Genomic DNA, 26,904 nt, shown 5'->3' with positions numbered 1-26,904 from the left:
GTGGGTACCAGCTTGCTCAGCAGTCGTGTGAGTTCGCGGGCCAAAGACCGGGCTTGTTGTTGGGCGAGTCGGTGTCGGTCGAGCAGCGACCGCGCAGCGCGCACGAACGCCGCGGCCGGCCCGGACAGATCAGCTTTCTCGGCTGGTACCGGCAAGTCTTTGATGAATGCTGCCCGCTTGGCGATGGTGCGGGCCTGGCGCGCTTGATCGGCGTACTCGGCTGGTGCGGTGGTACACAGGTCACGGATCTGGTTACCGATGCGGGTGGCTTCCTCGACGGCCGAAGCCCTTGCCACGGTGAGCATCCGAACAGATTCGACCGCGCCGCGGGTGTCTTTGGCCACCGCGGTCGCGCGGCCGGTGATGACTGCCATCGCTGCGGCGTAGGCATCGAGTTGATCGGTCTTACCGTGGGCGTAGCGGCGCGGCAGATCGGGGGTGTTGACCTCGATCACTCGCACCCCTTCGGCGGTGAGCATCCGGGTCAACCCGGCCCCGTAGGAGGCGCTCGATTCCACTGCGGCATCCTCGACGCGGCCGAAGCCACACGCCCACTGCCACAACTGGGTGTAGCCGGCGGTGGTGGTCGGGAACTCGCGATCGGCCAGCGGGCGGCCGTCGATGGCGACGATCGCGGCGTGGTGGGTCTGTTGATGGGTGTCGACTCCGAGTACGACCACTTGCGTGGTCACTGCTGTCTCAGCCATTCTGGCGGTGTCTCCTTCACTGCGGTGGTGGATGACCTCACCGGGGCGGGTGGACAGGACAGTGAAGAGTCACGGCCTACCAGCCAGACAGGGTCCTAATCAGGTCACACCCGCCCCGGTCCTCACAGGTCACTTGGTGCAGGTGATCGACCGGAGTTCCGGGCCGACACATCTCGCCCATGACAGCACCGTCAGCCACGAAGTAAGTCAGACCCAAACCCGGTCAACCACCCACACCCATTCTCACTGCCACGAAGGGTGTAGCAACGTATCTCGCCAGCCCTTCGTGGCTCGTCGCTTGCGCTCCTCGCACCTCAGGGACCAGGTGTTTTGCTGTTCTTTCGGATTAGCGAGCAGGATGGGGCTCGCTCTCGAGGAGCAGCGGCTCAGCCGTTGATATCGGAAGGATGGGTCGCCAGTGGGGTGACCTTGATCCGCATGTACGGGAACAGCGGCAGACCTGACAGCAGGGTGTGCAGTTCGTCGTTCGACTCGACGTCGAAGATCGAGTAGTTGGAGTACTCCCCGACGATCCGCCAGATGTGCGGCCACTTGCCGGCGCGTTGTAGATCCTGGGAGTACGCCTTCTCCCGTGCGACCGTGTCGGCCCGCACGTCGGGGTCGAGGTCGTCGGGGATGGAGACGTCCATCCGCACGTGGAACAGCATTACTTCGCCGGGTCCAGCACGAAGTCGTAGGAGACGGTGAAGCCGCCCTTGCCGTCGTCCTGCGGGTCCAGCACCAGTTCGGGCTTGACGGCGCTGGCGACGTCGTCGTCGTTGTGCGGGTCGCCCGGGAAGTACAGCTGTGCGGTGAGCTGCTCGTGGCCCGGCGCCGAGACCTTGAGGTGCAGGTGCGCGGGACGCCACGGATGCCAACCGGCCGCGGAGATCATCTTCCCGCACGAGCCATCGGTCGGGATCATGTACGGCGCAGGCCGGATGGTGGTGATCTCGAAGCGGCCCTCGTCATCGGCGGTGAAGGTGCCGCGCAGATTCCACTCCGGGATTCCCGGCGCGAACTGCGAGTAGAAGCCGTCGTCGTCGGCGTGCCAGAGTTCGACAGTGGCGCCGGCGAGGGCGGTGCCGTCGCACGACCGGACCTGGCCGGTCCACACCAACGGATCGCCGGGCTCGTTGTCCCGCATGGGCAGAGTGCCCTTGGCGCCGAGTTCCGGAGCGTCCGGGACGTAGTACGGGCCTTCGATGCTGCCCTTGTTACCCTGACGATGCGAGGTCGCGACGTCCTCGACGACGTGCTCCACCCAGACGTCGAGGAACAGCGGCCACTCGCCGTCCTCACCGACGTTGATGAGCCACGCCTTGAGCGCGTTGTACTCGTCGTAGGTCACCTGGTGCTTCCGGATCACCTCGTGCACGCCCGCGAGGACCTCGTTGATGAGGGTCGAGACACGTTCCGGCGCAGTGTCCTTCACTGCCTCGAACGGAGACTTGTCCGCGTGGAACCGCTCGGTGGCGGAGGCGCCGGACGCCGCGGCGGTGGCGACTTCCTGGGGATGTTCGGTGGTGGTCATGTTCTTCTCCTTGCTACTGAGGTTCGCGGGGCTGCCACGAGACGTGTTGTGGGCGTGCGGGTCTAGTTGTCGGTGCGATAACGGTCGAGCTTGTCCGGATCGATTTCGAAACCGATCCCCGGCGCGGTCGACCGGTGCAGGTGGCCGTCGCGGATCTGCAACGGCTCGGTCAGCAGGTCGTCGCTCATGTCCAGGAAGTTCGACAGCTCACCCGCGTAGCGCGACGTCAGCTCGAAGGCGCTGCCGAAGGCGAGCGTGCACGCCGTCCCGATCTGACCGTCGATCTGGTTGCCCATGACGACTGGAATGCCCAACCCCTCGGCGAGGTGATGCGTGCGGCGTGAGGTGGTGAAACCCGACCGCGCGGTCTTGATGCTGACGGCGGTCGCCGACCGGCCGAGGATCTCGCGGGTGACGTCGGCCGGCGTGGGCACCGATTCGTCGGCAATGAACGGCACCGGCAGCTGTTCGACGAGCCACCGGCGACCGAGCACATCGGCTGCGTCGCAGAGCTCTTCGGCGAACAGCAGATCGAGGTCGGCCATCTCCCGCATGGCTCGAGCCGACTCGGCTGCGGTCCAGCCCCGATTGCCGTCGACGTAGAGTTCGACGTCGCTGCCGAACCGCTCGCGGAGCGCGCGGACGACCGCGGTGTCGAGGGATGCCGGGTGACGTCCGACCTTCACCTTGAAGGTGCGGATCCCGTAGATGTCGACCATCTTCTCGGCTTCGGCGACCATCGCGGCCGGCTCGGCGAAACCGAGCATGTGACTGACGCGCATCCGGTCGGTGTAACCGCCGAGCATGTCCCCCACGGGCAACCCCAGGACCTTGCCCAGCGCATCCCAGATCGCCATGTCCACAGCGGATTTCGCGGCCGGGTTGCCGACCGTGCGAGCCATTCGGGCGGTGACCACCTCACGCTCGAGCAAGGTGAGGCCGACGACCGCGGGCGCGAAGATGCCCTTGATCACGGCGATGATGCCGTCCTGGGTCTCGCCGTAGGTGAACGGGCGGGGCGGCGCCTCGGCGACGCCGACCACGCCGGCGTCGGTGTGCACCCGGACCAGCACGTGGGTCGCGGCGTGCACCTCGCCGGAGGCGAACCTCAGCGGCTTCAAGTACGGGATGGCGAACGGAATCGCCTCCACAGCGGTGATTTTCACGGTTTCTCTCCAGATCGAGCACCCAGTCGGGTCCTCACGGAACGGTGGTCGGCAAGCTGGGTGTCGCGCGACTCTGCAGCGGAATCGGCGAAGGCGGAATCGGCGAAGGCAGCGGCGATGACGTCGGCGACCGCGGTGACGACCGGGTCGTCGGAACCCGATCGCCAGGCGAGTGCCACCTCGACGGTGTCGGCATCGACGAGGTCGCGCACCACCAAACCGTCGAGCGGAAGTGACCGCACCGAGGCCGGGAGCAGGGCGACCCCCAGCCCGGCGGCGACCAGGGCCAGCAGCACCGCGGTACCCGGCGCCTGGTGCACCCGGTGGGGAACGAAACCCGCTGCGCGACATGTCCGTATCGCGGCGTCGTTGACGGCCGAGTCCCGGCTGTCGTACAGCACGAACGGCTCGTGGCGGAGGTCGGCGACGGAGACCACGGGCTCGGCGGCCAGTCGGTGATCGACCGACACCGCGAGAACCATCGGCTCGACATCGATGACCGTCGTGTCGATGTGCTCCCCGATCGCCGGCGGGCGCAGGATCCCGAGGTCGAGGGTGCCGGCGCGCAGGGCGTCGCACTGGCCCGGCGTGAGCATGTCGGACTGGATACGAAGATCCACATCGGGCAACTCCCGCTTGACGACCCGCGCGATGCGCGGCAGATGGGAGAACGCGGCGATACCGGTGATACCGACCCGGACGAGGCCGCTGCGGCCGGCGGCGATCCGACGCACGCCGTCCACGGCTTCGTCCACGCCGGCGAGAATTCGCTCGGCCTGGGCCCTGAGGTACTGCCCGGCCGGGGTGAGCGACACCTGACGGGTGGTCCGCGTGAACAAGGTGACGTCGAGCTCGGCCTCGAGCTGGCGGATTGCGTACGACAGCGCGGGCTGTGCCACGTGCAACGACTCCGCTGCCTGCCCGAAATGACAGGTGTCGGCCACGGCGGCGAAGTACCGCAAGTGCCGTAGCTCCATGACGCGCCTCGTCTCGTACTGATCGACACCGCGGTTGTGACCGCGGACACGTCTCACGGTAGAGCGTCGATCCATACATGACAAAGACACAAATTGCGTCGATTGATCGACGCCATCGATCAATAGGTTGCTTGGCCAGGACTGGCAATTACCCGGGTGTGATCGCCACCACGTGCTGCCACAGTGCAGAGAGCAGCCCACTTTCTGGAGGTATACGACCATGACCGCGTCCGTATCGGAACACTTGAATCATGTGAACTCGGTCCTCGGCGACGCGGTCGTCGACGACCGAGACGCCGGTGTCTACCGCGCCAACCGGCGGATCTTCACCGATGAGGACATCTTCGAGTTGGAGATGAAGCACATCTTCGAGGGCAACTGGATCTATCTCGCACACGAGAGCCAGGTCCCCGAGCCTGGCGACTACTTCACCACCTACATCGGCCGGCAGCCCGTCGTCATCACCCGCGACAAGAACGGCGAGTTGCACTGCCTGATCAACGCCTGTGCGCACCGCGGCGCGATGATCTGCCGGCGCAAGACCGACAACCGGATGACACTGACCTGCCCGTTCCACGGCTGGACGTTCCGCAACGACGGGACCCTTCTGAAGGTCAAGGATCCCGATGGGGCCGGTTACCCCGACACCTTCGACGTCGACGGCTCGCACAACCTGACCAAGGTCGCCCGCTTCGACAGTTACCGCGGCTTCCTGTTCGGCAGCCTCAACGAGGACGTCGCCTCGCTAGGGGAGCATCTCGGCGACACCCGACTGATCATCGACATGCTGGTCGACCAGTCGCCGGACGGCCTCGAGGTGCTCCGCGGCGCGTCGACCTACACCTACGACGGCAACTGGAAGGTGCAGGCGGAGAACGGCGCCGACGGTTACCACGTCACCGCCACCCACTGGAATTACGCGGCCACCACATCGCGACGCGGCACTGGCGAGTCGACGAACGACACCAAGGCGCTCGACGCCGGCGGGTGGGGCAAGTCCGGGGGCGGCTACTGGTCGTACCCGAACGGCCACCTGTGCCTGTGGACCTGGGCCGCCAACCCTCAGGACCGGCCGCTGTGGGACAAGATGGACGAGCTCAAGGAGACTCATGGCGACGCCAAGGGCGAGTTCATGGTGAAGGGGTCGCGCAACCTGTGCCTGTACCCGAATGTCTATCTCATGGACCAGTTCTCGACGCAGATCCGCCACTTCCGTCCGATCGCGCCGGACAAGACCGAGGTGACGATCTACTGCATCGCACCCAAGGGTGAGAGCGACCCCGCGCGGGCTCACCGCATCCGCCAGTACGAGGACTTCTTCAACGCGTCCGGGATGGCGACGCCCGACGACCTCGAGGAGTTCCGTTCGTGCCAGCTCACGTTCCGGGCGCAGGCCGCGCCGTGGAACGACATGAGCCGCGGTGCCGAGCACTGGCTCACCGGTCCCGATCCCGTTGCCGAATCGCTGGGCATGACCGGGGTCATCTCGGCCGGCGTCAAGAACGAGGACGAGGGGCTCTACCCGGTCCAGCACGGTTACTGGCTCGAGCGCATGCGCGCAGCTGCCGCGAAGGAAGCCGCGGCTGCCAGACAAGCAGCGGCCCCGGCCCAGTAGACCGCCGCCCAGCCCACCGCCCTGAAGGAGAGCACCATGACCACCGCTGAGACCAATTCCGCCGCTGTCGATCCCGCCGGGTCGGGTATATCCACCGGCGGAAAGCTCATCACCCAGAACAAGATCGAGCAGTTCCTGTACCGCGAGGCCCGCTACCTCGACGACCGCGAATTCGAGAAGTGGCTCGACTGCTACGCCGACGACGTCGTGTACTGGATGCCGGCCTGGGACGACCGTGATCGTCTCACCGAGAACCCGCACCGCGAGATCTCGCTCATCTACTACGGCAACAAGGGCGGCCTCGAGGACCGGGTCTTCCGCATCCGCACCGAGCGGTCGTCGGCGACCTCACTGCCCGAACCCCGGACGAGCCACAACATCGGCAACGTCGAGGTCATCGAGCGGCGCGGTGATCTCGTCGACGTCCGGTTCAACTGGCACACCATGTATTTCCGGTACAACACGGTGGACCCGTACTACGGGACCTCCTTCTACACGATCGACTTCTCCGGCGAGCAGCCGCTGATCCGGCGCAAGACGATCGTGCTGAAGAACGACTACATCCACCACGTGGTGGACATCTACCACTTCTAGGACCCGTCCATGACTGTCACCACCGACAACGGCGTCGGCGCCGACCTGCGAGCCCCCGACGGCGAGGCCACCATCCATCAGGTGGCACTGTCCTTCGAAGACGGTGTCACGCGGTTCATCTCGTGCCGCGAGGACCAGACCGTCGCCGACGCCTCCTACCGTCAGCGGATCAACATCCCGCTGGACTGCCGCGACGGGGCCTGTGGAACGTGTAAGTCGTTCTGCGAGTCCGGCGAATTCGACGGCGGGGTGTACATCGAGGACGCGCTCTCCGACGACGAGTCCGCCGCGGGCTATGCGCTCCCCTGTTGCATGAGGCCCAAGTCCGATCTCGTGCTGCAGATCCCGGCGACCTCCGATGTCGCCAAGACCCAGGCGTCCCGATTCACCGGCACCATCGTCGAACTCGATCGACTCTCGGACTCGACCATGCGTCTCGAGGTCCGGATCGAGAACCGCGGGGAGCTGGCGTTCCTGCCCGGACAGTACGTCAACATCGAGATCCCCGGCAGCGACGACGGCGAGGGCACCCCGGTGACCCGGTCGTACTCGTTTGCCAACGGCCCGCACGAGGACCGTCTCATCTTCCTCATCAAGCTGAGTCCCGGCGGCGCGATGTCGACCTACCTGACCGACCGCGCCGCCCGCGGCGAGGAGATCGCGTTCACCGGTCCGCACGGATCGTTCTTCCTGCGCGAGGCCACCCACCCCGTGCTGCTGCTGGCCGGCGGCACCGGCCTTGCGCCGATCCTGTCGATGTTGCGGAAGCTGCACGCCGACAACAGCCGTCGAAAAGTCCACCTCATCTACGGGGTGTCCACCGACACCGATCTGGTTGCCCTCGACGAGGTCGAGTTCTTCGCCGAGAAGCTGCCCGGTCTGACGTGGGACCACTGTGTCTCGGACCCGGCCAGTTCCGCGGTCAACAAGGGCTACGTGATGAGCCTGATCGAGCCGGCCCACCTCTACGACGGGGATGTCGCGATCTACCTGTGCGGTCCGCCGCCGATGGTGGCGTCGGTTCGCAAGCACGTCGCCCAGGCCGGCATCGCGCCGACGGGCTTCTACTACGAGAAGTTCGCGCTCGCGGCGCGTCCGGAGGCCGGTGCCGACGACGGCACAGTCGACGAGACCGAGGTGCTCACCGACGAAACCGCCCGGGCGACTACCGCGGCGTCCGACTCGTCCGCGCCGGACGCCGACGACCCGATCATCGTGGCCGCGAACGCCCGGTCGATCGCCGGACAGCAGACTCTCCCGGCCGCAGACATGGCGGCCTGGTCGGGTGCACGTCCGTCGGTCGCCGGCGACGATTCACTGGTCCGGATCGCTGGACAGGTCGTGTGGCACACCGAATCCGATGACCGCGGACTGGACTCCGATGCGGGGTTGCTGCGACCGACGGCGTCGCATCCGGCGGGTCCGGCACGGTCGATCGCCGGGCAGGAGGTGTTCGCGCCGTCGAGCCTGGAACCGCTGCACGAAGCGGTTCCCGCGGTGGCGACCGAAACGCCCACCGTCGGGGACACCGTGGCGGGACCGGCAGTCGTCGGTTCGCAGGGCTACCAGATCGGCGAGGAGCATCCGGCGATCCACGAGTCGGACGCCCTGTTCGAGGCCCGGGCCGCCCTGGAACTGGGCGCACTCGAGCTGACGTTCGGGCGCTTGTCCATGCAACAGCTGGCCGGTTACCGTCTGCTCGCCGACGCCACGGTGCCGTACGTGGACGGTGATCGCTTCGTCGATGCCGCGGAGTACACCGAGACCAACGCCGCGTTCCACGACTACCTCTTCGCCCAGACCGGTAACGATCACCTGCTCGAGGCCTACAAGGCGCTCGGCGTCAAGGGCCGCATGAGTGAGGTGCTACGGAACGCGACCTGGTGTCACCCGTTGTGCGCGCAGGACCACATCGATATCGTCTCGGCGTTCGAGGCCGGGGACCACGACGCGGCACGAGCACTCATCACCGCACATGCCGACCGGTCGAAGCAGACCATGCGCCGAGCGATGGCCGACGAATCGGTTTCGCGTCGACCGCTTTTCGTCACCCCGGGCCGGTTCGCCGGCAAGGTCGTCGTCATCACCGGTGCCGCGCAGGGGATCGGCGAGCAGACCGCCCGGCGAATCAGCGCCGAGGGCGGCAAGGTCGTCCTCGCCGACCGATCGGAACTGGTCGCCGAGGTGTCCCGCGATCTCGAAGCGAACGGTCCCGGCGCGGCAGCCGCCATCGCCGATCTGGAGGGTTTCGGCGGCGCCGAGTCGGTGATCCGGCAGGCGTTGTCCACGTACGGTCGGGTGGATGTGCTGATCAACAACGTGGGCGGCGCCATCAACTTCAAACCGTTCGTCGAGTTCACCGAGGAGCAGATCCGGGCCGAGATCGACCGGTCGCTGATGACGACGCTGTACGCGTGCCGGGCGGTCCTGCCGTCGATGACACGCGCCGGGGGCGGGGTGATCGTCAACGTCTCCTCGGCGGCGACGCGAGGCATTCACCGGATCCCGTACTCGGCGGCGAAGGGGGCGGTGAACGCGTTGACCGCGTCACTGGCGATGGAGTACGCCGACGACGGCATCCGAGTGGTCGCCACGGCGCCGGGAGGCACCGAGGCACCGCCGCGTCGGATCTCACGCGGTACACCGGAGCCGCGCAACGAGATCGAGTCACAGTGGTATCAGGCCCACATCGACCAGACGATCGCGTCGTCGTCGATGCACCGGTACGGCACGCTCGACGAGCAGGCGGCCGCCATCTGCTTTCTCGCTTCCGACGAGGCGTCGTACATCACCGGAACCGTGCTGCCCGTCGCCGGCGGCGATCAGGGTTGAGCTGCTGACTAGTATGGACCGATGATGGTCACCGGCGGGTGCGTCGGCCGCGACCGCGAGATCGAATTGCTCTTCTCGCGGCTCGGCGCCGTGTCGGAGTCGGGCTTTCTGGCCGTCACGGGAAGTCCCGGAATCGGCAAGTCGACGCTGCTGAGGCACCTGGTCCGGCGGCGACTGTCTGCTCCGACAACCGGTTCCACGTTGTGGGCCGCGGTCTCACCGTGGCGAGCGCACACGCCCGGCGCACTCATCCGGCAGCTGGTACAGGACCGGCCCGACGCCACACCCGCGACAGCTGCCGACCCGACCCCGGACGACCTGCTCGACGCACTACTCGCAGCGGTCACCACTCCTGCAGAGTCATCGACCGAGGTGCCCGGCGACACCGCCGGACTCATCGCCGTCGACGACGCCGACCTCGCCGACGAGGAGTCACTGCAGGCGTTGGTCTCACTCACCCGAGAACACCGGGATCGCCGAATCCTGGTCGTCCTCACCATGTCTCGGCCGGGTACCCGGCTCGTCGGCAACGCACTCGACGAGCTACGACTCGACGGCCTGGACCCAACGGGTACTGCCGACCTCGCCGCGCAGCGCGGCATCGTGCTGCACCCGGCGATGCGGGAGGAACTGGCCCGGCACACCGGCGGGAATCCCCGCGACATCGTGGCCCTGCTCGACGAGGTCCCGCCAGGCACCTGGTCCCGCACCGGCATGGGACTGCCCGCGCCGGCCCACGTCGTCGCGATGGTGCGGAAACGATTGCCGGACAACGACACCTCGGCTCGCGCGCTCATCGAAGCGCTCGCGATCCTCGACCCCGCCGAGCCTCTCGCCACTGCAGTCGCACTCGCCGGGATCACCGACCCCCTCGGCGCCATCGACGACGCGCGCGCAACCGGTCTGGTGACGGACGACAGGGCATTGACACCCGCGGAGGCGCAACCGCGTCTCGCGGGTCCCCTGGTGCGGGCCGCCGTCCTCGAGGTCCTCGGCATGAAGACCGTGGGCGACGCCCACCGTCGGGCTGCGGACCTCGTCGACGACCCTGCCCGACAGCTCCATCACCGCGTCGCGGCCACCTCGACGGTCGACGCCGCCCTCGCCGACGCCCTCACCGACCTGGCACGCGCCCGCGGCGCCGACGGTGCGTGGGCCGAGGCCGCCGGACTGTACGGGCAGGCGGGCCGGCTCACCCCCGATCCGTTGCAGCGCGACACACGGGTGACGCTCGCGGTCGATTCGCTCCTCGCCGCTGGAGACTGCACCGGTGCCGGCGCCCTCGTACCGACCGTGGAGAGCCTGCGCGAGACACCACTGCGCAATGCGACCCTGGCGTACCTCGCCATCCTGCGGGGCCGGTCGGCGGAGGCACAGCTGCGTCTCGACCGGGCGTGGGCGATCGTCAACGTCGAGCGGGAACCCGATGTCGCCGCCCTGATCGCGCAACGTTTCGTCCTGCACAACCTGGTCCGATGCCAGGGCACCGAGTTGGTGGACTGGGCCGATCGCGCGGACGCGATGGCCGACGCCGGATCGGCCGCCCGAGTGGAGGCCGCCGTCATCCGTGGACTCGGACTGGCCTGGTCGGGACACCCGGATGCCGCACGCGCCGAGTACCAGACGGTGTCGGAACGGGTTCGATACGGCGCGCAGGCGCAGCGTGCGATCATGGGTCGCGGTTGGCTCGAACTCGGCCTCGACGAGATCGACGCTGCGCGTACCGATCTCGAAACCGCCGTGTCGATGGCGCAGCTCGGTGGCTCCACCCGGATCACGTTGTGGGCGCTGGCCTGGCTCGCCCGGGTCCAGTTCCTCACCGGCGACTGGGACGATGCGCTGCGCGGCGTCGAGGCCGGCCGCGCGCTCGCCCGCAACAGCGGCATCGCGCTCACCACGCCCCTGCTCAACTGGACTGCGAGCCAGATTGATTCGCTGCGCGGGAACTGGGAGGACGCGCATGGAAGTATCGCACAGAGCAGCACCTCCATCGGCGACTACGAGATCATGCGGATACCGGACCTGCTGGCCCGGGCCCAACTGGCGGAGGCCGCAGCCGACTACGGCAAGGTCCGGCGGATACTGACGCCGCTCGTCGCGATGGCCGAGTCCGTCCCGGCCCTGTCCGAGCCGGGCCTGTGGCCGTGGGTCGACGTCCTCGCCAACGCACTGGTCCTCGAGGGACGGCACGAGGCCGCCGACGATCTGCTGCGACGCTACGAGATCCGGTCCGCCGAGCGGGGCCACCGGTCGTCGGCAGCCCGGATGAAGTACGCACGCGGCCGCCACCTCGGCGCAACCGGTGACATCCACGGAGCACGGCGCACCTTCGAGGAGGGCATCGAACTCCTCGACGGTCTCGGCCTGCGCTACGACCAGGCGCGGGTGAACTTCGCCTACGGCCAGACGTTGCGACGTGCGGGCAAGCGCCGGGCCGCCGACGCCGTCATCGGGACCGCCCGCGACCTGTATCTGTCGCTCGGCGCGACCACCTACGTCGAACGCTGTGAACGCGAACTGAAGGCCGGCGGTCTCGCGACGTCGCGTGGTGAGAACCACACCGCCACAAAGGGTGCCGCCGAACTCACGCCGCAGGAGGAGGCAGTGACCGCCCTTGTCGCGCGCGGCCTGTCGAACCGGGAGGTGGCGGCCGAGCTCTACATCTCACCGAAGACGGTGCAGTACCACCTGACCCGGATCTACGCGAAGCTCGGTGTGCGGTCCCGCGCCGAACTCGCAGCCACCCGCCGGTGACGTCGACCGTGCGTCAGACTCCGTCGACCGTGCGTGTGTACCTGCAGGCGATCTATGCTCCGGCCGTCGCGTAGGCGGCGGTGCGGTCGGTGACCGGCGCACCGGTCCGGTCCTCGATCATCCCCAGGTCCACGCCCGGGGCGAACTCGACGACGTCGAATCCCGTTCCGGCGATGTCGAACACACCGAGGTCGGTGATCACGCGACTCACCACGCCGCGGCCGGTCAGCGGGAGCGCGCAGCCCTCGAGCAGCTTGGGCTCACCCTTCTTGGTGACGTGATCCATGAGCACGATGACCCGGCCGGCGCCGTTGACGAGGTCCATGGCGCCACCGATGCCCTTGACGAGGGCACCCGGCACCATCCAGTTGGCCAGGTCGCCGTTCATCGCGACTTGCATGCCGCCGAGGACCGCGACGTCGACGTGGCCGCCGCGGATCATCGCGAAGCTCGTGGCCGAATCGAAGTACGACGCCCCGGGCAGGACCGACACGGTCTGCTTGCCGGCGTTGATGAGGTCGGGGTCGACCTCGTCGTCGTAGGGAAACGGTCCGACCCCGAGGATGCCGTTCTCGGCGTGCAGGTGGACGCCGGAGTTGTCGGGCATGAGGTCCGGAATCATGGTGGGCAGACCGATTCCCAGGTTGACGTAGTCACCGGGGGTGAGTTCGCGGGCGGCCCGGGCGGCCATCTCGGTACGGGTCCAGGTCATGTCGGCACTCCTAGGCTGACGGCGATGCGGTGGGACGTTCACGGACGGTGCGCTTCTCGATCCCCTTGCGCGCGACCTGTTCCGGCGCGAGTTCGACGATCCGCTGCACGAAGATGCCGGGCAGATGGATCTCGTCGGGTCCGAGCTCGCCGACCTCGACCACCTTCTCCGCCTCGACGATGGTGATGCGCCCGGCCATCGCCGCCGGCGGATTGAAATTGCGTGCGGCAGCATGAAATCTGCAATTGCCATCCGTGTCGACGACGGCGGCCCGGATGAGTGCGTAGTCGGTGACGATCGACTCCTCGAGGACCATCTCCCGACCGTGAAAGGTCCGAACCTCCTTGGGCGGGGACGCCTCCGCGATGGTGCCGTCGGAGTGGTAGCGCCAGGGCAGTCCGCCTTCGGCGACAAGCGTGCCGACACCGGTGGGGGTGAAGAACGCCCCGATCCCGCTTCCGCCGGCGCGCATGCGTTCGGCGAGGGTGCCCTGAGGGGTGAGTTCGACGGTGACCTCGCCGGACAGGAACTGGCGGCCGAACTCCTTGTTCTCACCGATGTAGGACGCGACGACCCGATCGATGCGCCGGGCCTCCAGCAGCAGACCCAGACCCGCACCGTCGGCTCCGCAGTTGTTGGAGACGATGGTCAGGTTCGCCGCCCCCTGCTCGAGGAGCGCGTCGATCAGGAAGCCGGGGATGCCGGCCAGCCCGAAGCCGCCGACCGCGATGCTCGCACCGTCGGGGATGTCGGCGACCGCCTCGGCGGCCGACGCCGCGAGTTTGGTCGGGCCGCCGGGACGGTCGACGACCGTCGTCGTGGCCGCACTGTCGCGAGTGCTCATTGCTGCTCCAGGTGTTCGATGAGTGCGGGAGTGATGGTGTCGACTTGTTCCGCGTTGGCCAGGTGGGCCGAGTCCGGGACCACCAGCAGGCGGCCGTTCGGCACGGCATCGACGATGACGCGCAACAGATCCGGCGGTGTCGCCGGGTCATCGGCACCGGCGATCGCCAGTGTGGGCGCGATGATCGACGACAGGTCGGATCGCTGATCCATGGCGGAGATCGCCTCGCAGCAGGCCGCGTATCCCTCGGCAGGAGTGGCGGCGACCATGGCCTCGAACTGCTGTCGGGCTTCGGTGTTCGCGGCGAGGTAGCCAGGAGTGAACCACCGCTGGACCACGGCCGCGGCGACCGCCGAGGTGCCGTCGGCGCGCACGAGTGCGGCACGGTCCGTCCAGCCCTGCGCCGGTGGCAGATACGCCGCCGTGCACAGCAGGGCCAGCCGATCCACTCGTTCGGGATTGCGTGCGGCGACGCGCATCATGGTCATCCCGCCGAGCGACAGCCCGACGAGGTGTGCTCGTTCGATGTCGAAGCGGTCCAGCAGCGCGATGACGTCATCGGCCAACTCATCGATCGAGTACGGCCCCGGTGGCACCGGCGAATCGCCGTGCCCCCGGGTGTCATAGCGCACCACGCGGAATCGCTCTTCGAGCGCGGCGACCTGCGAATCCCACATCCGATGCGTCGAACCCAGCGAGTTGGACAGTACGACCGCCGGTCCGTCGGGACGTCCGGTGACGACGGCGTGCACCTGCGCGCTCATCGGGTCGCCTCGAAGATAGCGGCGAGTCCCTGTCCGCCGCCGATGCACATCGTCTCCAGGACGAATCGGGCGTCACGCCGGCGCGCTTCGTAGGCCGCGGTGGCGAGGATGCGGGCGCCGGTGGCTCCGATGGGATGACCCAGCGAGATCCCGGACCCGTTGGGGTTCAGTCGTTCATCGGTCGGGTCGACCTTCCACTCCGCCAGGCAGGCGAGCACCTGGGCGGCGAAGGCTTCGTTGAGTTCGATGAGGTCGATCTCGTCGAGCGTGAGGTCGGCGCGGTCGAGGGCGGCGGCGGTGGCCCCGACCGGGCCGATGCCCATGACCTCGGGCTCGCAACCGGTGACGGCCCACGAACGCAGGGCGAGAAGGGGTTCCAGTCCGCGGCGCTCCGCCTCGGCGCGTGTGGTGACCACAGCCATGGCCGCACCGTCGTTCTGGCCCGAGGCGTTTCCGGCCGTGACCGTCGACTCGCCGTCGATCTTGAGCCTGATGGGACGCAGCGCTGCAAGCGATTTCGCAGTAGCGTCCGCTCGCGGGTGCTCATCGCGGTCGACAACGGTGTCCGTACGGCCGCGTCGGCCCGGGATGGTGACGGGCACCAACTCGCTGGTGAAGCGGCCGCTGTCGTGCGCCGCGATCGCCCGTTCGTGGGATCGGGCCGCGAACTCGTCCTGCTCGGTCCGCGAGATGCCGTACCGCGCACGGAGATTCTCGGCGGTCTCGATCATCCCGCCCGGAACCGGGTGTGACTCGCCGCCCGCGGTCAGACGCCCGCGGTCGAGGCGATCGCGGAGTTCCACGCCACCCTGCTTGATCCCCGACCGAAGACCCAGCGCGTAGTGCTCGACGGTCGACATCGACTCGGCGCCACCGGCGACGACGAGGCGCGCACCGCCGGTCGCGACCATCGACGCCCCGGTCAGGATCGCCTGCAACCCGGAACCGCAGCGACGGTCGATCTGCATTCCGGGTACGCCGACTCCGAGACCGGCGTCCAGAGCCGCGATGCGACCGAGCGCCGGCGACTCACCGTTGGCATAGCCCTGCCCGAGGATCACGTCGTCGACATCACCCTCCTCGAGTCCGGTGCGCCGGACGAGTTCGCGAAGGAGGTCGGTGGCCAGTCGGGTGACGGGCACGGTCGACAGCGCCCCACCCATGCGCCCGACCGGGGTACGCAGTGGCGAACAGACAACGATGTCGGTACCCGCGTCCGTGGTGAGAGATGCCATGAGTCCACCCTAGGAAGCAACAGCGATATGCAGAAGTATCCATATCCCGGCATTTGATATGGAGCAGATATCAACGCTCTAGACTGACTCCATGGAACTGCGACACCTGCGCTACTTCCGCGCCGTCGCCGAGGAGCTGCACTTCGGCCGGGCCGCCGAGCGGCTCCACATGGCCCAGCCACCGCTGTCTCAGCAGATCCGCCAGCTGGAGGACGAGCTCGGTGTCGCACTGCTGGCCCGGTCGACGCGTCGTGTCGAGCTGACCCCGGCAGGTGCGGATTACCTGCAGCGAGCCGTCGCGATCCTGGACTCGGTCGACGCCGCTGCACGACAGGCGCAACGGATCGCCGACGGGCGGCAGGGCAACCTCGCGATCGGGTGCGTGGGTTCGGCCACCTACTCGCTGTTGCCCGCGCTCGTGCGCGCACTGAGCGACGAACTGCCCGATGTGGACGTCCACGTTCGCGGCGAGATGCTGGCACCGGCCCAGATCGCCGCGCTCGAGTCCGGGGACATCGACCTTGCCTTACTGCGCATGCCCATCAACACCACCGGACTGCGGGTCGAGTCGATCCGCAGCGACCGCCTCATCGTCGCTCTGCCCCACGATCATCCGCTCGCCCACGGCGCATCGGATACGCCCGTCGACCTCGCCCTTCTGCGCGGCGACGACTTCATCGTGCACGCGGGCAGCGGGAAGTCGGTCATGCACGGGGTCCTGTCGGCGGCCGCCGGATGCGCGGGATTCGTCCCGCGCGTCCGGCACGAGGTCGAGGAGACGTCGACGCTGGTGACACTCGTCGCCGCGGGGGTGGGGGTCGCCCTGGTCCCTGAACCCACCTCAGCGCTCGGTATACCCGGCGTCGTCTACCGCCCGCTCGACACCGACGACGAGGTCGAACTGGCCGTCGCGTTCCCCGACGGGCCCCAGTCCCCGCTCGTCGACCGGGTCCTGGCGGTGTTGCGCACACTCTCCTGAACGCCGCAAACCCACCCCTTTTCGGTATATCCACCCACCAAACAGGGGGTGGAAACACCGAAAAGAGGTGGGTTTGCGAATGTCTCGGATCAGCGGTGTGTGAAGTTCGGGTCCCGCTTCTCGACGAAGGCGGCCATGCCCTCGGTCTGGTCGTCGGTCGCGAACGTGGAGTAGAACAGCGCGCGCTCGGCGCGGACACCCTCGACGAGGCTCGACTCGAACGCGCGATTGACCGCGTCCTTGGCGGCGGCGGACGCGATCAGCGACTTCGAGGCGATGACCTCGGCGACCTCGATGGCGGCGGCGCGGCAGTCCTCCTTGGGAACGACGCGCGAGACGAGGCCGAGGCGTTCGGCCTCGTCGACCTTCATCTGGCGGCCGGTCAGCACCATGTCCATCGCCTTGGCCTTGCCCACGGCGCGGGTGAGACGCTGCGAGCCGCCGATCCCGGGGATGACGCCGAGGTTGATCTCGGGCTGACCGAAGACGGCGTTGTCGCCGGCGATGATGGTGTCGCACAGCATCGCGAGCTCGCAGCCGCCGCCGAGGGCGTAGCCGGTGACGGCGGCGATGATCGGCGTGCGCGCCCGCGACAGCTCATCCCAGGCACCGAAGAACTGCTCGTTGACCACGTCCGCGTAGGACTTCGACGACATCTCCTTGATGTCGGCACCCGCGGCAAACGCCTTTTCCGAGCCGGTGATCACGATGGCGCCGATCCCCTGGTCGACGTCGAACTCCCGGACGGCACCGACCACTTCGTTCATCAGCTCGGTGTTGAGGGCGTTCAGTGCCTTGGGGCGGTTGAGGGTGATGATGCCCACCCGGCCGCTGGTCTCGACGATGATGGTCTGGTGTTCGGTCACGGTCAGTCCTCTTTCGGTTCGGTGACGGGCGGGATGTTACGGGCTGACTCCCACCCGGGGAAGGTCTCGGTCAGACGGTCGGGAACGTGAGGTCGTCGGGCAGTGGCGCGAAGAAGGCGTCGACGGCGTCCCCGGAGAACGTGGCCCACTTCGGATCGCGGTCCTTGTCGATGACCTGGGCGCGGATGCCCTCGGCCATGTCGGGATGCAGCAGGCAACGCACCGACACGCGATACTCGCGCACCAGGGTGTCCTCCAGGGTCGCGTCGCCGGCCGCCTCGCGCAGCGAACGCAGGGTGACGGCCAGTGCAGTCGGGCTCTTCGCCTCGATCGCGTCGGCGGTCTTGTCCGCGAAGGGCGAGCCCACCGCGCGGCATCGTTCGATGATCTCCGAGACCGAATCGGCCGCAAACGCTTCCGCGATCCATCCGCGATGTTCGGCGAGTTCGGAAGCCGGCGCGTCGACGGCGTGCGCGGACAGTGCCGCCTCGATTCCCGACTCGCCGATCACGGCGAGGAACGCCGGCAGCGACTCCGACGGGACGAAGTGATCGGCCAGGCCCATCGCGATGGCGTCGGCGCCGCGCAGGTGACCGGCGGTGAGGCCGGCGTAGGTTCCGAGCCCATCCGGAACGCGCGAAAGCAGATGCGTACCACCGACATCGGGCACGAAGCCGATACCCACCTCGGGCATCGCGAGTTTCGTACGGTCGGTGACGATGCGGATGTCGCCGTGCGCGGAAACCCCGACACCGCCGCCCATCACGATGCCGTCCATGATCGCGACATACGGCTTGGGATAGCCCGAGATCAGCGCGTTCAGACGGTATTCGTCGAACCAGAACCTCGCCGACGGCGACTGCTCGGCGTCACGATCGGTCGACTCGGGATTACCGCTCAACGCGGACGCGTCGCGATGGATGGCGACGATGTCGCCACCGGCGCAGAGGCCCCGCTCACCGGCGCCGGAGAGAACGACGGCCTCGACCGCGTCATCGGCGGCCCAGGCCGCGAGGTGCTCGGCCATTGAGCCGACCATCTCGTGATCGATCGCGTTGATGGACTTCGGACGGTTCAGGATCAGCGACCGCGCCGACCCGTTCTCCTCCGTCAAGACCGATGGTTCCGACACGGGCGAACTCCTCTCCACACCGACAGTTCTCCGATGGTTGCATATCCTAGTAACCGGGGTCCAGCCCGACTCAGGTTAGGGTTACCTCATGGGCTATTCCAGAGCACGCGTTGCCGACGTCGCCGACCTGACGCCCAATCTGCGTCGCATCGTCTTCGACGTGAACGATCTGCCAGGACTCGGCTTGCCCGGCGGCGCCGACGAAGCCGTGGGCATCTACTTCCCACACGACCCCGAGCGTGTCACACCGGATATGGAATGTCGCGACGGCACGTGGGCCTATTACGACACCGACCCCGCACCCGACGGCCGCAACTACTCGATCCGCTCGGTCGACCACTCCGCCGGCACCATGGTCGTCGACTTCGTCATCCATGCCGCCGGCCCTGCAACGCTGTGGGCCCAGCGCGCCGAAGCGGGGCACGACGTGGTGATGACGCACGCGCGGTGCTGGTACGCACCACCCGCCGGCGTCGAACGCCTGATCCTCGCCGCCGATCTGGCCGGACTCCCCGCCCTGGCCCGAATCCTCGACGAACTGCCGTCGACCGACGGTGTCACCGCCGTGGTCGAGGTGCCCGCCCCGACCGAACTGGCCTATCTGCCCGAGCGCGACGTCGAGCTGATCACGCTGGTCGGCGGCAACTCCCGCACGCCGAGCCGTCTCGCGGACACGGTTTGCGGACTCACCCTGCCGACCTCGGGCGCGTACTGTTGGTTCGCCGGCGAGGCGGCGGAGTCGCGTGCGATCCGCAAGCACCTGCGCGGCAATCTTCGCTGGGACCGCCGGTCGTACGACGTCATCGGCTATTGGCGTGTCGACGCCGAGCGATGGACGCAGGCCTATGTGGAGCGGGGCGCGGAACTGTTCGCCGTCTATCGCCAGGCGCTCGACGACGGCAAGAGCGAGAAGCAGGCGTCGGAAGAGTTCGACGAGGCGCTCGAGCGGGCCGGCCTCTAGTACTCGGCGACCATGCCCTGTCGGGGGCACGATACATCGTCCATAGGAACCGGGGTATCGCCCGCGGGGGCAGCGGCGACGGCCAGTCCCGTCCCCGCATGCGGGCGTCGGTTCCACCGTCGACGGTGACGACCGCGCCGGCCATGAAGTCCGCCGCCGGTGACAGCATCAGCATGACCCAGGCGGCGAGCTGGTCAGGAGTTCCGTACTCGCGCACCGGAACCGGAAACGACTTCACGTGCCCGGCCTGCGGACCGTCGAGTTGCGACTGCAACAGCGGCGTCATGACCGGCCCGGGAGCGAGGACGTTGACCCGGATGCCCTCACCGGCCCATTCGGTCGCCGTCCGTGCAGGCGGCACCACTGCGTGACCGCGATCTTCGACGACGCGTACGCCACCGGGCCCGTGACGCCGCGCCGGCGTCGGATCACCTGGACGGCCCCCTCGGGGTCGCCATCCAGCAGGCGTCGGATGGCGGATTTGGGGACCAGCGGCGTGACCGTCGTCGAATTCGAACCGAAGACAACCACTTTCGCCTTCGCCCCAGCGGCCAGCGCCGGACGCCAGGCGGTCAGCAGTTCGGTCACCCCGAACACGTTGACCTCAACGATCATCCGCTCCCGTCCGGCCGCGGGGCCCATGCCCGCGGCCAGCACGGCCCCGTCGAGTTGCCCGCCGGATCGGGCGAGGACCTCGTCGGCCGCGCGGCGTCGGCCCTCGGGTGTCGACAGATCGGCGACGACGTCGGCATCGCGCTGATCGACTCCGATCACGGTGTGACCGTCCGCGCGCAAGGCGGCGGCCACCGACGCACCCATCCCCGACGCCGAGCCCGTCACCACGTATGTGCCGGCCGAGGTCACGCCAATCCCCTTTTCCCGCGGTCGGATTCATCGGCCGCACCGTGCCGGTGCTGGGTCCGCTCGTAGGCGTCGTTGAAGGCACGCAGCTCGTGGAGCAGGGCCTGCGGCGAGCCCGGGGCCAGATCGGCGAAGACCTGCTCGAGCCGTTCGGCACGCAGCAGGCCGTCGCGCCGGAACGCCTCTCGCCCGGCCTCGGTCGGGCGGATCATCTTCGACAGCGAGTCCTCGACCTCGAACCGCTCGACGTAGCCGTGTTTGATGGCTGCGTTGACCTGCCGGTTGACCGTCGACTGCTCGAGCTGGAGGTCGGCGGTCAGCTCCCGCAACGTCCGCGGCCGACCGTCGGAGAGAATCCAGAGGATCGCGAAGGCCGAGCGTTCCAGGCCGACGGCGGGATGCACCAGGCTGCGACGTCGCGACATCCGCAGCAACTCCTGCGCCAGGTCACGATGCACCGGCGACTGCCAGGGCGCATGGTCCTCCGACATCTCTCCTCCATCTGTCGACATGGACAACCTACTGTCCGATTTGCTTGTGTACATTACATATGTATGCTGCATACCTCGAAGGAGGTCTCCCCCATGAGCCAAGTACGAGGTTCCGCGCCCGAGCTGACCGACGACGCGTCCGACGCGGTCGAGAAGGCACCCGCCGGCGCGATCGGCAGCGTCGTGGTGTTGTGTTTCGGCGGCCTGGTCGCCTCGCTGATGCAGACGCTGATCATCCCGATCCAGCCCGACCTGCCCCGTCTGCTCGGGACATCGATCGGCAACGCATCGTGGATCATCACCGCGACCCTGCTCGCCGCCGCCGTGGCCATGCCGATCGCCGGACGCCTCGGCGACATGTTCGGCAAGCAGCGGGTCCTCCTGGTGAGTGCGGTGCTGCTCACCGTCGGTTCGCTGATCTGCGCGCTGGGCGATTCGCTCATCCCGCTCATCATCGGACGCGGCGTGCAGGGCCTGGCCATGGGATTCATCCCCGTCGGTATGAGCCTCATCCGTGAGATCACTCCGCCCCGGATCACCTCGATGGCCGTCGCCGCGATGAGTGCCACGCTCGGCGTCGGCGGTGCGATCGGCCTCCCGCTGGCGGCCTGGATCGTGCAGACCTGGGATTGGCACGCCCTGTTCTACGTGGCAGCCGGCCTCGGCGTCCTCGTCACGGTGGCGATGCTGGTCCTGGTCCCGCGCGTCAACGACGCCGCCGGCGGCCGCATCGACATCCCCGGCGCGATCGGGCTGGCCGTGGGACTGTCCGCCTTCCTCATCGCGGTGTCGAAGGCCAACGACTGGGGCTGGACGTCCGGCGCCACACTGGGACTCGGCATCAGCGGAATCCTGGTGCTGATCGGATGGGGGTTCTTCGAACTGCGCCAGCGCGAGCCGCTCGTCGACCTGCGCACCACCGCACGACCCGCCGTCCTGCTGACCAACATCGCGGCCGCGGCGATCGGATTCGGCATGATGGCCCAGTCCATCGTGCTGCCGATGCTGCTGCGCCTACCGGAAGCCACCGGATACGGTCTGGGACAGTCGCTTCTGGCCGCGGGGCTGTGGATGGCGCCCGGCGGATTGATGATGATGATCTTCGCGCCCATCTCGGGCATCCTCATCAACCGGATCGGTGCCAAGATCACCCTGGCGATCGGCGCCGCCATCCTGGGGTGCGGCTACCTGCTCGCGTTCTTCCTCATGGACGCTGCCTGGAAGCTGATGCTGGCCTCGATCGTGTGCGCCATCGGCGTCGGCGTCGGGTACGCGGCGATGCCCACCCTGATCATGGGATCGGTCCCGGCGACGGAAGCCGGTGCCGCAGTGGGCCTCAACGGGCTCATGCGTTCACTGGGTACCACCATCGCTTCCGCCGTCATGGCCCTGATCCTGGCGAGTGCCACGATCTCACTCGGCGGCACCGAGGTACCCGACGAGTCGACCTTCACGTGGTGTTTCCTCGTCGCCGCGGCCGCCGCCTTCGTCGGCATGGCGATCACCCTCACCATCCCGTCGCATCGCGGGTCGTCGAATGTACCGGAGGAACAACCCCTCCCGGCTCGGGGCTGACAGGGGTACCGCTTCGTTAGAGGGCGCGTGCCCACTACTCCTCGAAGTGCGAGCGAAGCGAGCCAACAACTGCTCCCTGAGGTGCGAGCGAAGCGAGCCACCAACTGCTCCCTGAGGTGCGAGCGAAGCGAGCCACCAACTGCTCCCTGAGGAGGCCGGAGCTTGCGGAGGCCGTCACGAAGGGTCCTGGTGAGATACGTCGCCAAGCCCTTCGTGGCTCGTCGCTTGCGCTCCTCGCACCTCAGGGAGCAATGGCTATGTCGTTCTTTCGGGTTAGGGAGTAGGGGGTCGCGCTCCTCAGGGAGCAGGGAGTCGCGCTCGCCAGGGAGCAGAGGGCGCCGGCTCACTCCGGCCGCGGGTCGGCGGTGCGACGGAGCGTCACCCGATACGTGTAGTGCTCGGGAAGGAAGTGGCTGACCGCGAGTTCGACTGCCCGGCCGCGTGAATCGGTGTACAACCGGTCCACCCGGAGCACCGTGTGCCCCACCGGGCATCCGAGCCGGGCGGCGGTCTCGGCATCGGCGACGGTGGCGGTGATCGACTGCGCACACTCCTCGATCGGGTGCACCAGGTGAGGTTCCAGCAGGCCGATCATCGTGTGATCACTCCGCGCTCCGGTCTCGATTTCCGGGGCGTCGATCACGAGGCGTGCGACCGACTCCGGCCACCACACGGTGGTCACCACGAACGGGACGCCGTCGTGGAATCGCTGGAAGACGATGCGGTACACCACGTCGGTGTCCAGTCTCAGGCGACCGGCCGCCTCGAGATCCACGCGACGCGAGGGTGATTCGATCACCTGCATCTCGGTGTCCGTCGACAGGTTCATGAGGTCCTCGATCGAACCCAGCTGGCGCAGGTACTGACCCGCGGTCTCGGTCGCGAATGTTCCCCGGCCGGGCACGCGGTACACCGAGCCCTCGGTCACGAGTTCGAGGAACGCGCGGCGGACGGTCTGCCGGCTGAGCCCGTACTCCTGGGAGAGCTCGGATTCGGTCGGCAGCCGCACACCGCCGGCGTATCTGCCCGCGACGATCTGCGCGCGCAATTCCGCGGCCAGCGTCTTGTACGCAGGTGCGGACTGCTCGGACTCGCGCATGGAACCCACTCTCCCGCCGGACGACGGCGTGCCGCTCAGATCCCGCCGCGCGACACGAGTTGCGCCGCAATGACGTTGCGCTGGATCTCGTTGGTGCCCTCGCCGACGATCATCAGGGGCGCGTCCCGGAAGTATCGCTCGACGTCGAACTCGGTGGAGTACCCGTAACCACCGTGGATGCGGACGGCGTTCAGGGCGATTTCCATCGCCACCTCGGAGGCGTAGAGCTTGGCCATCCCCGCCTCCATGTCGCAGCGCTCACCCTTGTCGTACTGCTCGGCCGCGTGCCAGGTCAGCTGACGCGCCGCGGTGAGCTTCGTCGCCATGTCGGCCAGGTAATTGCCGATCGACTGGTGCTTCCAGATGGGCTGACCGAACGACTCCCGCTGCTGCGCGTAGGCGAGCGAGTCCTCCAGCGCCGCGGTCGCCACCCCCAATGCGCGGCACGCCACCTGGATGCGACCGGTCTCCAGCCCTTTCATCATCTGGCCGAACCCCTGGCCGGGAACCTCGCCCAGGATCGCCGACCGTGGCGCACGATAGCCGTCGAAGGACAGTTCGCAGCTCTCGACACCCTTGTAGCCGAGCTTGGGCAGGTCGCGCGAGACGGTCAGTCCCGGACCGTGTTCGACGAGCACGATGGAGATGCCCTTGTGCCGCGGCTGCGCGCCGGGATCGGTCTTGCACATCAGGGCGATCAAGCCGGAGCGCCGTGCGTTGCTGATCCAGGTCTTCGCGCCGCTGATGACCAACTCGTCGCCATCGGTCTTCGCCACGGTGGTCATCGCCTGCAGATCGGAGCCGCCACCCGGCTCGGTGAGCGCCATGGTGGCGCGCAGTTCGCCGGTCGCCATCCGCGGCAGATAGCGCTGCTTCTGCTCGTCGGTGCCGAACAGCGTCAGCAGTTTCGCGACGACGGTATGCCCGCCCATCGCACCGGCGAGGCTCATCCACCCGCGCGCGAGTTCCTGGGTGACCCGCGCGTAGCACGGCATCGACACCGGTGAGCCACCGAACTCCTCGGGCACAGCGAGACCGTAGATCCCGATCTGCTTCATCTGGTCGATCCACTTCTCGGGGTATTCGTTGGCGTGCTCGACCTCCTGGACCGACGGCTTCACCTCTCGGTCGACGAAGGAGCGCACGGTGTCGACCAGAAATGTCTCTTCGGCGGAAAGCGAGCTCATGACGGTGCCCCTACGATCTACGGCCAGATTTGTACGGCCATTTTGTCGATCCCCTCCGCACCTGTCAACACTGCCCATGCTCGGCGCGGTCTGATACAACCGGAACGGCATCACATATGGCCGCACATTTGATCTCGACCCCTGGAGCAACCGTGCAGAGAAGACGAGCCGTCCTGGTCGCGCCCGCCTCCGACGACCGCAAGGCCCGCAAGGCGCTGGCTTCGATCGCCGATGAGGTCGTGCTCGACCTGGAGGACGCGGTGACCCCGGCGAACAAGGACTCCGCACGCGCAGCGGCCGCCGACCTGGTCGCCGAGTTCGGCGCCGACCGCGCGATCTCGTTGCGCATCAACGCGATCGAGACGCCTTGGGCCGGCGCCGATCTCGCCGCCTGCGCCCAGATGCCGAACCTGACGTCGGTGGTGCTGCCGAAGGCCGACTCGCCCGCCGACCTCCGGTCGGCCGGCGAGCAGCTCGGCCGAGCGCCGGTCCGCCTGCAGGCGTTGCTCGAATCACCGCGCGGCATCCGTGACGCCGGCGCCATCTGCGCGGCCACAAACCGGCTCGATGCCGTCCTCATAGGTTACGCCGATCTCGCCGCATCATTGGGACGCAGCCCCCGCCTGCCGATGCGGACGTGGCACGTCGTCCAGGACTCGGTGTTGCTCGCCGCGCGCGCGGCCGGCGTGGACGTCATCGACGGACCGCATCTGACGATCGCCGACGACGACACCTTCCGCGACGCCAAGCGCTGGGTCCGCGACCTCGGCTTCGACGGCACCTGGGTGATCCATCCGGCTCAACTGCAGTCCGCCATCGACATCTTCACCCCGGACGCCGCCTCCGTGGAGGACGCGCGACGGGTGCTGGATGCACTCGAGCAGGCAGCCGGCGCGGGTGCCGGTGCGGCCGAGCTCGACGGCCGGATGCTCGACGAGGCGCTCGCCGTGTCCGCGCGGCGCGTCCTCGCCAAGGCTGCGTCCGAATGAGCGCGTCCGACCCGATCGCCGTGGGCGGCCCGTACTTCGACGAACTGTCCCATGGACAGTTGTTCGACGACGCGCCGTCGCTCACGTTGACATCCGGTCTTGCCGCGACGCACCAAGCGATTCTCGGTGACCGCCTTCGACTTTCGCTCGACGCCCATCTCTCGGATCGCGTGGTGGGTGGCGTCCTCGCCCATCCCGGCCTGGTCACCGACGTCGCGATCGGTCAATCCACGCTGGCCACCCACCACGTGAAGGCGAACCTCTTCTACCGCGGCCTGCGGTTCCTGAGCCACCCCCGGATCGGCGACACGTTGACGACCGTCACCGAAGTGGTCGGGCTGCGGGAGAACACACCGAAGCCAGGACGTACGCCGACCGGGCTCGCTGCGCTGCACATGGTCACCACCGATCAGAGCGGCGTCACCGTCCTCGACTTCTACCGGTGCGCGATGCTGCCGTTGTCACCCGACGCCGATCCCGGGCGGACCGTGCACGCGGACGACCTGAGCACCATCGGACCGGGAATCGACGCGGAACCCGTCATTCCCGAATTTGACCTCGCCGCCTACCGCGAATCCGCACGTGGACAGCACTTCTCACCCGAACTGGCCGGACGCGCCTTCTCCTCCAGCGCCGACGTGGTGTCCAGCGCACCCGAACTCGCCCGGCTCTCGCTGAACATCGCAGCCACCCACCACGACGAGCGGGTGGCCGGTGCGGCCGCCGGCGGTCGGCTGGTCTACGGCGGGCACACCATCGGACTGGCCCTCGCGCAGGCGAACCGGGCGCTGCCGAACCTGGTGACGGTGACCGGCTGGGACTCGTGCGACCACACCGGACCGGTGCACGAGGGCGACACCCTCAGTTCGACGATCCTCGTCGAGGAGGCGACGCCGCTCGCCGCCGGCGGCGGCGTCCTGCGCCTGCGCTCCACCGTCGTCGCACACGGCGACGACTCCGATCGCGAGGTCCTCGACTGGCGTTTCCGCGTCCTGATGGCCTGATCGTCTGCCGAATCCCTCATTCCACA

The 26,904-nt window shown here is 68.0% G+C and carries 23 protein-coding genes and 1 pseudogene; 9 read left to right on the top strand and 15 right to left on the bottom strand.

Going from position 1 to position 26,904, the window contains the following annotated elements:
* The 5 genes from ACFUEJ_RS08750 to ACFUEJ_RS08730 all read right to left on the bottom strand — a co-directional run.
* On the bottom strand, positions 1-707 hold a 707-nt coding region (locus ACFUEJ_RS08750; protein ID WP_388028701.1), incomplete at its 3' end, for a transposase.
* Between the two features lie 386 nt (positions 708-1,093).
* A complete protein-coding gene (gene catC, locus ACFUEJ_RS08745; protein ID WP_165629568.1) occupies positions 1,094-1,375 on the bottom strand; it encodes a muconolactone Delta-isomerase in 282 nt (93 codons plus the stop codon).
* A complete protein-coding gene (gene catA, locus ACFUEJ_RS08740) occupies positions 1,375-2,241 on the bottom strand; it encodes a catechol 1,2-dioxygenase (RefSeq protein WP_165629567.1) in 867 nt (288 codons plus the stop codon). The genes catC and catA overlap by 1 nt, the downstream gene beginning before the upstream one ends.
* Positions 2,242-2,303: 62 nt before the next feature.
* Positions 2,304-3,407 carry a mandelate racemase/muconate lactonizing enzyme family protein gene (locus ACFUEJ_RS08735; protein ID WP_165629566.1) on the bottom strand — a complete coding sequence of 368 codons (1,104 nt, stop codon included), beginning with the start codon at positions 3,405-3,407 and terminating at the stop codon, positions 2,304-2,306.
* Entirely contained in the window at positions 3,404-4,384 is a 981-nt protein-coding gene (locus ACFUEJ_RS08730; RefSeq protein ID WP_165629565.1) for a LysR family transcriptional regulator, read from the bottom strand. Before ACFUEJ_RS08730 ends, ACFUEJ_RS08735 begins: the two co-directional genes overlap by 4 nt.
* A 220-nt stretch (positions 4,385-4,604) precedes the next feature.
* On the opposite strand from ACFUEJ_RS08730, the gene benA reads away from it, so the two are divergent.
* The 4 genes from benA to ACFUEJ_RS08710 are packed head-to-tail and all read left to right on the top strand — an operon-like array spanning position 4,605 to position 12,179.
* Positions 4,605-5,999 carry a benzoate 1,2-dioxygenase large subunit gene (benA, locus tag ACFUEJ_RS08725; protein WP_165629564.1) on the top strand — a complete coding sequence of 465 codons (1,395 nt, stop codon included), beginning with the start codon at positions 4,605-4,607 and terminating at the stop codon, positions 5,997-5,999.
* Positions 6,000-6,035: 36 nt separating this feature from the next.
* Positions 6,036-6,593 (top strand): benzoate 1,2-dioxygenase small subunit, encoded by a 558-nt coding sequence (gene benB, locus ACFUEJ_RS08720; RefSeq protein WP_165629563.1) that lies wholly within the window; start codon positions 6,036-6,038, stop codon positions 6,591-6,593.
* A 9-nt stretch (positions 6,594-6,602) separates the two neighbouring features.
* Entirely contained in the window at positions 6,603-9,425 is a 2,823-nt protein-coding gene (benC, locus tag ACFUEJ_RS08715; RefSeq protein ID WP_388028696.1) for a benzoate 1,2-dioxygenase electron transfer component BenC, read from the top strand.
* A 21-nt stretch (positions 9,426-9,446) separates the two neighbouring features.
* The gene (locus ACFUEJ_RS08710) at positions 9,447-12,179 is read left to right on the top strand and encodes an AAA family ATPase (protein ID WP_388028693.1); all 2,733 of its coding nucleotides are present in this window, start codon (positions 9,447-9,449) and stop codon (positions 12,177-12,179) included.
* A 52-nt stretch (positions 12,180-12,231) separates the two neighbouring features.
* Here ACFUEJ_RS08710 and ACFUEJ_RS08705 read toward each other — a convergent pair whose 3' ends face one another.
* From ACFUEJ_RS08705 to ACFUEJ_RS08690, 4 genes are read right to left on the bottom strand one after another with little or no spacing between them, the layout of a single operon-like run.
* A complete protein-coding gene (locus ACFUEJ_RS08705; RefSeq protein ID WP_137809448.1) occupies positions 12,232-12,891 on the bottom strand; it encodes a 3-oxoacid CoA-transferase subunit B in 660 nt (219 codons plus the stop codon).
* Positions 12,892-12,901: 10 nt separating this feature from the next.
* Positions 12,902-13,735: a CoA transferase subunit A gene (locus ACFUEJ_RS08700; RefSeq protein WP_065632570.1), complete on the bottom strand. Its 834-nt coding sequence runs from the start codon at positions 13,733-13,735 to the stop codon at positions 12,902-12,904.
* Positions 13,732-14,499, bottom strand: coding sequence for a 3-oxoadipate enol-lactonase (gene pcaD / locus ACFUEJ_RS08695; protein ID WP_137809449.1), 768 nt, complete (start codon positions 14,497-14,499; stop codon positions 13,732-13,734). The genes ACFUEJ_RS08700 and pcaD overlap by 4 nt, the downstream gene beginning before the upstream one ends.
* The gene (locus ACFUEJ_RS08690) at positions 14,496-15,734 is read right to left on the bottom strand and encodes an acetyl-CoA C-acetyltransferase (RefSeq protein WP_078112737.1); all 1,239 of its coding nucleotides are present in this window, start codon (positions 15,732-15,734) and stop codon (positions 14,496-14,498) included. Before ACFUEJ_RS08690 ends, pcaD begins: the two co-directional genes overlap by 4 nt.
* Positions 15,735-15,825: 91 nt before the next feature.
* Here ACFUEJ_RS08690 and ACFUEJ_RS08685 point away from each other — a divergent pair, with 91 nt between their 5' ends.
* Positions 15,826-16,713 carry a LysR substrate-binding domain-containing protein gene (locus ACFUEJ_RS08685; RefSeq protein ID WP_078112738.1) on the top strand — a complete coding sequence of 296 codons (888 nt, stop codon included), beginning with the start codon at positions 15,826-15,828 and terminating at the stop codon, positions 16,711-16,713.
* 89 nt (positions 16,714-16,802) lie between these two features.
* Here ACFUEJ_RS08685 and ACFUEJ_RS08680 read toward each other — a convergent pair whose 3' ends face one another.
* The gene (locus tag ACFUEJ_RS08680; protein ID WP_058249749.1) at positions 16,803-17,579 is read right to left on the bottom strand and encodes an enoyl-CoA hydratase; all 777 of its coding nucleotides are present in this window, start codon (positions 17,577-17,579) and stop codon (positions 16,803-16,805) included.
* A gap of 70 nt (positions 17,580-17,649) precedes the next feature.
* Positions 17,650-18,711 carry an enoyl-CoA hydratase/isomerase family protein gene (locus ACFUEJ_RS08675; protein ID WP_277244030.1) on the bottom strand — a complete coding sequence of 354 codons (1,062 nt, stop codon included), beginning with the start codon at positions 18,709-18,711 and terminating at the stop codon, positions 17,650-17,652.
* A gap of 88 nt (positions 18,712-18,799) precedes the next feature.
* On the opposite strand from ACFUEJ_RS08675, the gene ACFUEJ_RS08670 reads away from it, so the two are divergent.
* Positions 18,800-19,672, top strand: a complete 873-nt coding sequence (locus ACFUEJ_RS08670) for a siderophore-interacting protein (protein ID WP_058249747.1) — start codon at positions 18,800-18,802, stop codon at positions 19,670-19,672.
* Here ACFUEJ_RS08670 and ACFUEJ_RS08665 read toward each other — a convergent pair.
* Both ACFUEJ_RS08665 and ACFUEJ_RS08660 read right to left on the bottom strand, forming a co-directional pair.
* A pseudogene (locus tag ACFUEJ_RS08665) lies at positions 19,669-20,491 on the bottom strand (SDR family oxidoreductase). The gene ACFUEJ_RS08670 and the pseudogene ACFUEJ_RS08665 overlap by 4 nt on opposite strands.
* A 41-nt stretch (positions 20,492-20,532) precedes the next feature.
* Positions 20,533-21,024, bottom strand: coding sequence for a MarR family winged helix-turn-helix transcriptional regulator (locus ACFUEJ_RS08660; RefSeq protein ID WP_065632565.1), 492 nt, complete (start codon positions 21,022-21,024; stop codon positions 20,533-20,535).
* Positions 21,025-21,117: 93 nt separating this feature from the next.
* On the opposite strand from ACFUEJ_RS08660, the gene ACFUEJ_RS08655 reads away from it, so the two are divergent.
* Positions 21,118-22,599, top strand: coding sequence for an MFS transporter (locus tag ACFUEJ_RS08655; RefSeq protein WP_388028687.1), 1,482 nt, complete (start codon positions 21,118-21,120; stop codon positions 22,597-22,599).
* Positions 22,600-22,942: 343 nt separating this feature from the next.
* Here ACFUEJ_RS08655 and ACFUEJ_RS08650 read toward each other — a convergent pair whose 3' ends face one another.
* Complete coding sequence (locus tag ACFUEJ_RS08650; RefSeq protein ID WP_388028684.1) at positions 22,943-23,698, bottom strand: GntR family transcriptional regulator; 756 nt, start codon at positions 23,696-23,698, stop codon at positions 22,943-22,945.
* A gap of 35 nt (positions 23,699-23,733) precedes the next feature.
* Entirely contained in the window at positions 23,734-24,885 is a 1,152-nt protein-coding gene (locus ACFUEJ_RS08645) for an acyl-CoA dehydrogenase family protein (RefSeq protein ID WP_058249742.1), read from the bottom strand.
* Positions 24,886-25,001: 116 nt separating this feature from the next.
* Here ACFUEJ_RS08645 and ACFUEJ_RS08640 point away from each other — a divergent pair, with 116 nt between their 5' ends.
* Positions 25,002-25,874 carry an HpcH/HpaI aldolase/citrate lyase family protein gene (locus ACFUEJ_RS08640; protein ID WP_388028681.1) on the top strand — a complete coding sequence of 291 codons (873 nt, stop codon included), beginning with the start codon at positions 25,002-25,004 and terminating at the stop codon, positions 25,872-25,874.
* Positions 25,871-26,878 (top strand): MaoC family dehydratase, encoded by a 1,008-nt coding sequence (locus tag ACFUEJ_RS08635; RefSeq protein ID WP_311277325.1) that lies wholly within the window; start codon positions 25,871-25,873, stop codon positions 26,876-26,878. Before ACFUEJ_RS08640 ends, ACFUEJ_RS08635 begins: the two co-directional genes overlap by 4 nt.
* Positions 26,879-26,904: the final 26 nt, after the last annotated feature.

Origin of the sequence: Gordonia sp. NPDC057258 (genome assembly GCF_042668985.1) — a bacterium.
In the GTDB taxonomy this organism is placed as follows: domain Bacteria; phylum Actinomycetota; class Actinomycetes; order Mycobacteriales; family Mycobacteriaceae; genus Gordonia; species Gordonia hongkongensis.
The sequence above is the reverse complement of the archived record's forward strand: the minus strand, read 5'-3'. Positions and strand labels throughout refer to the sequence as shown.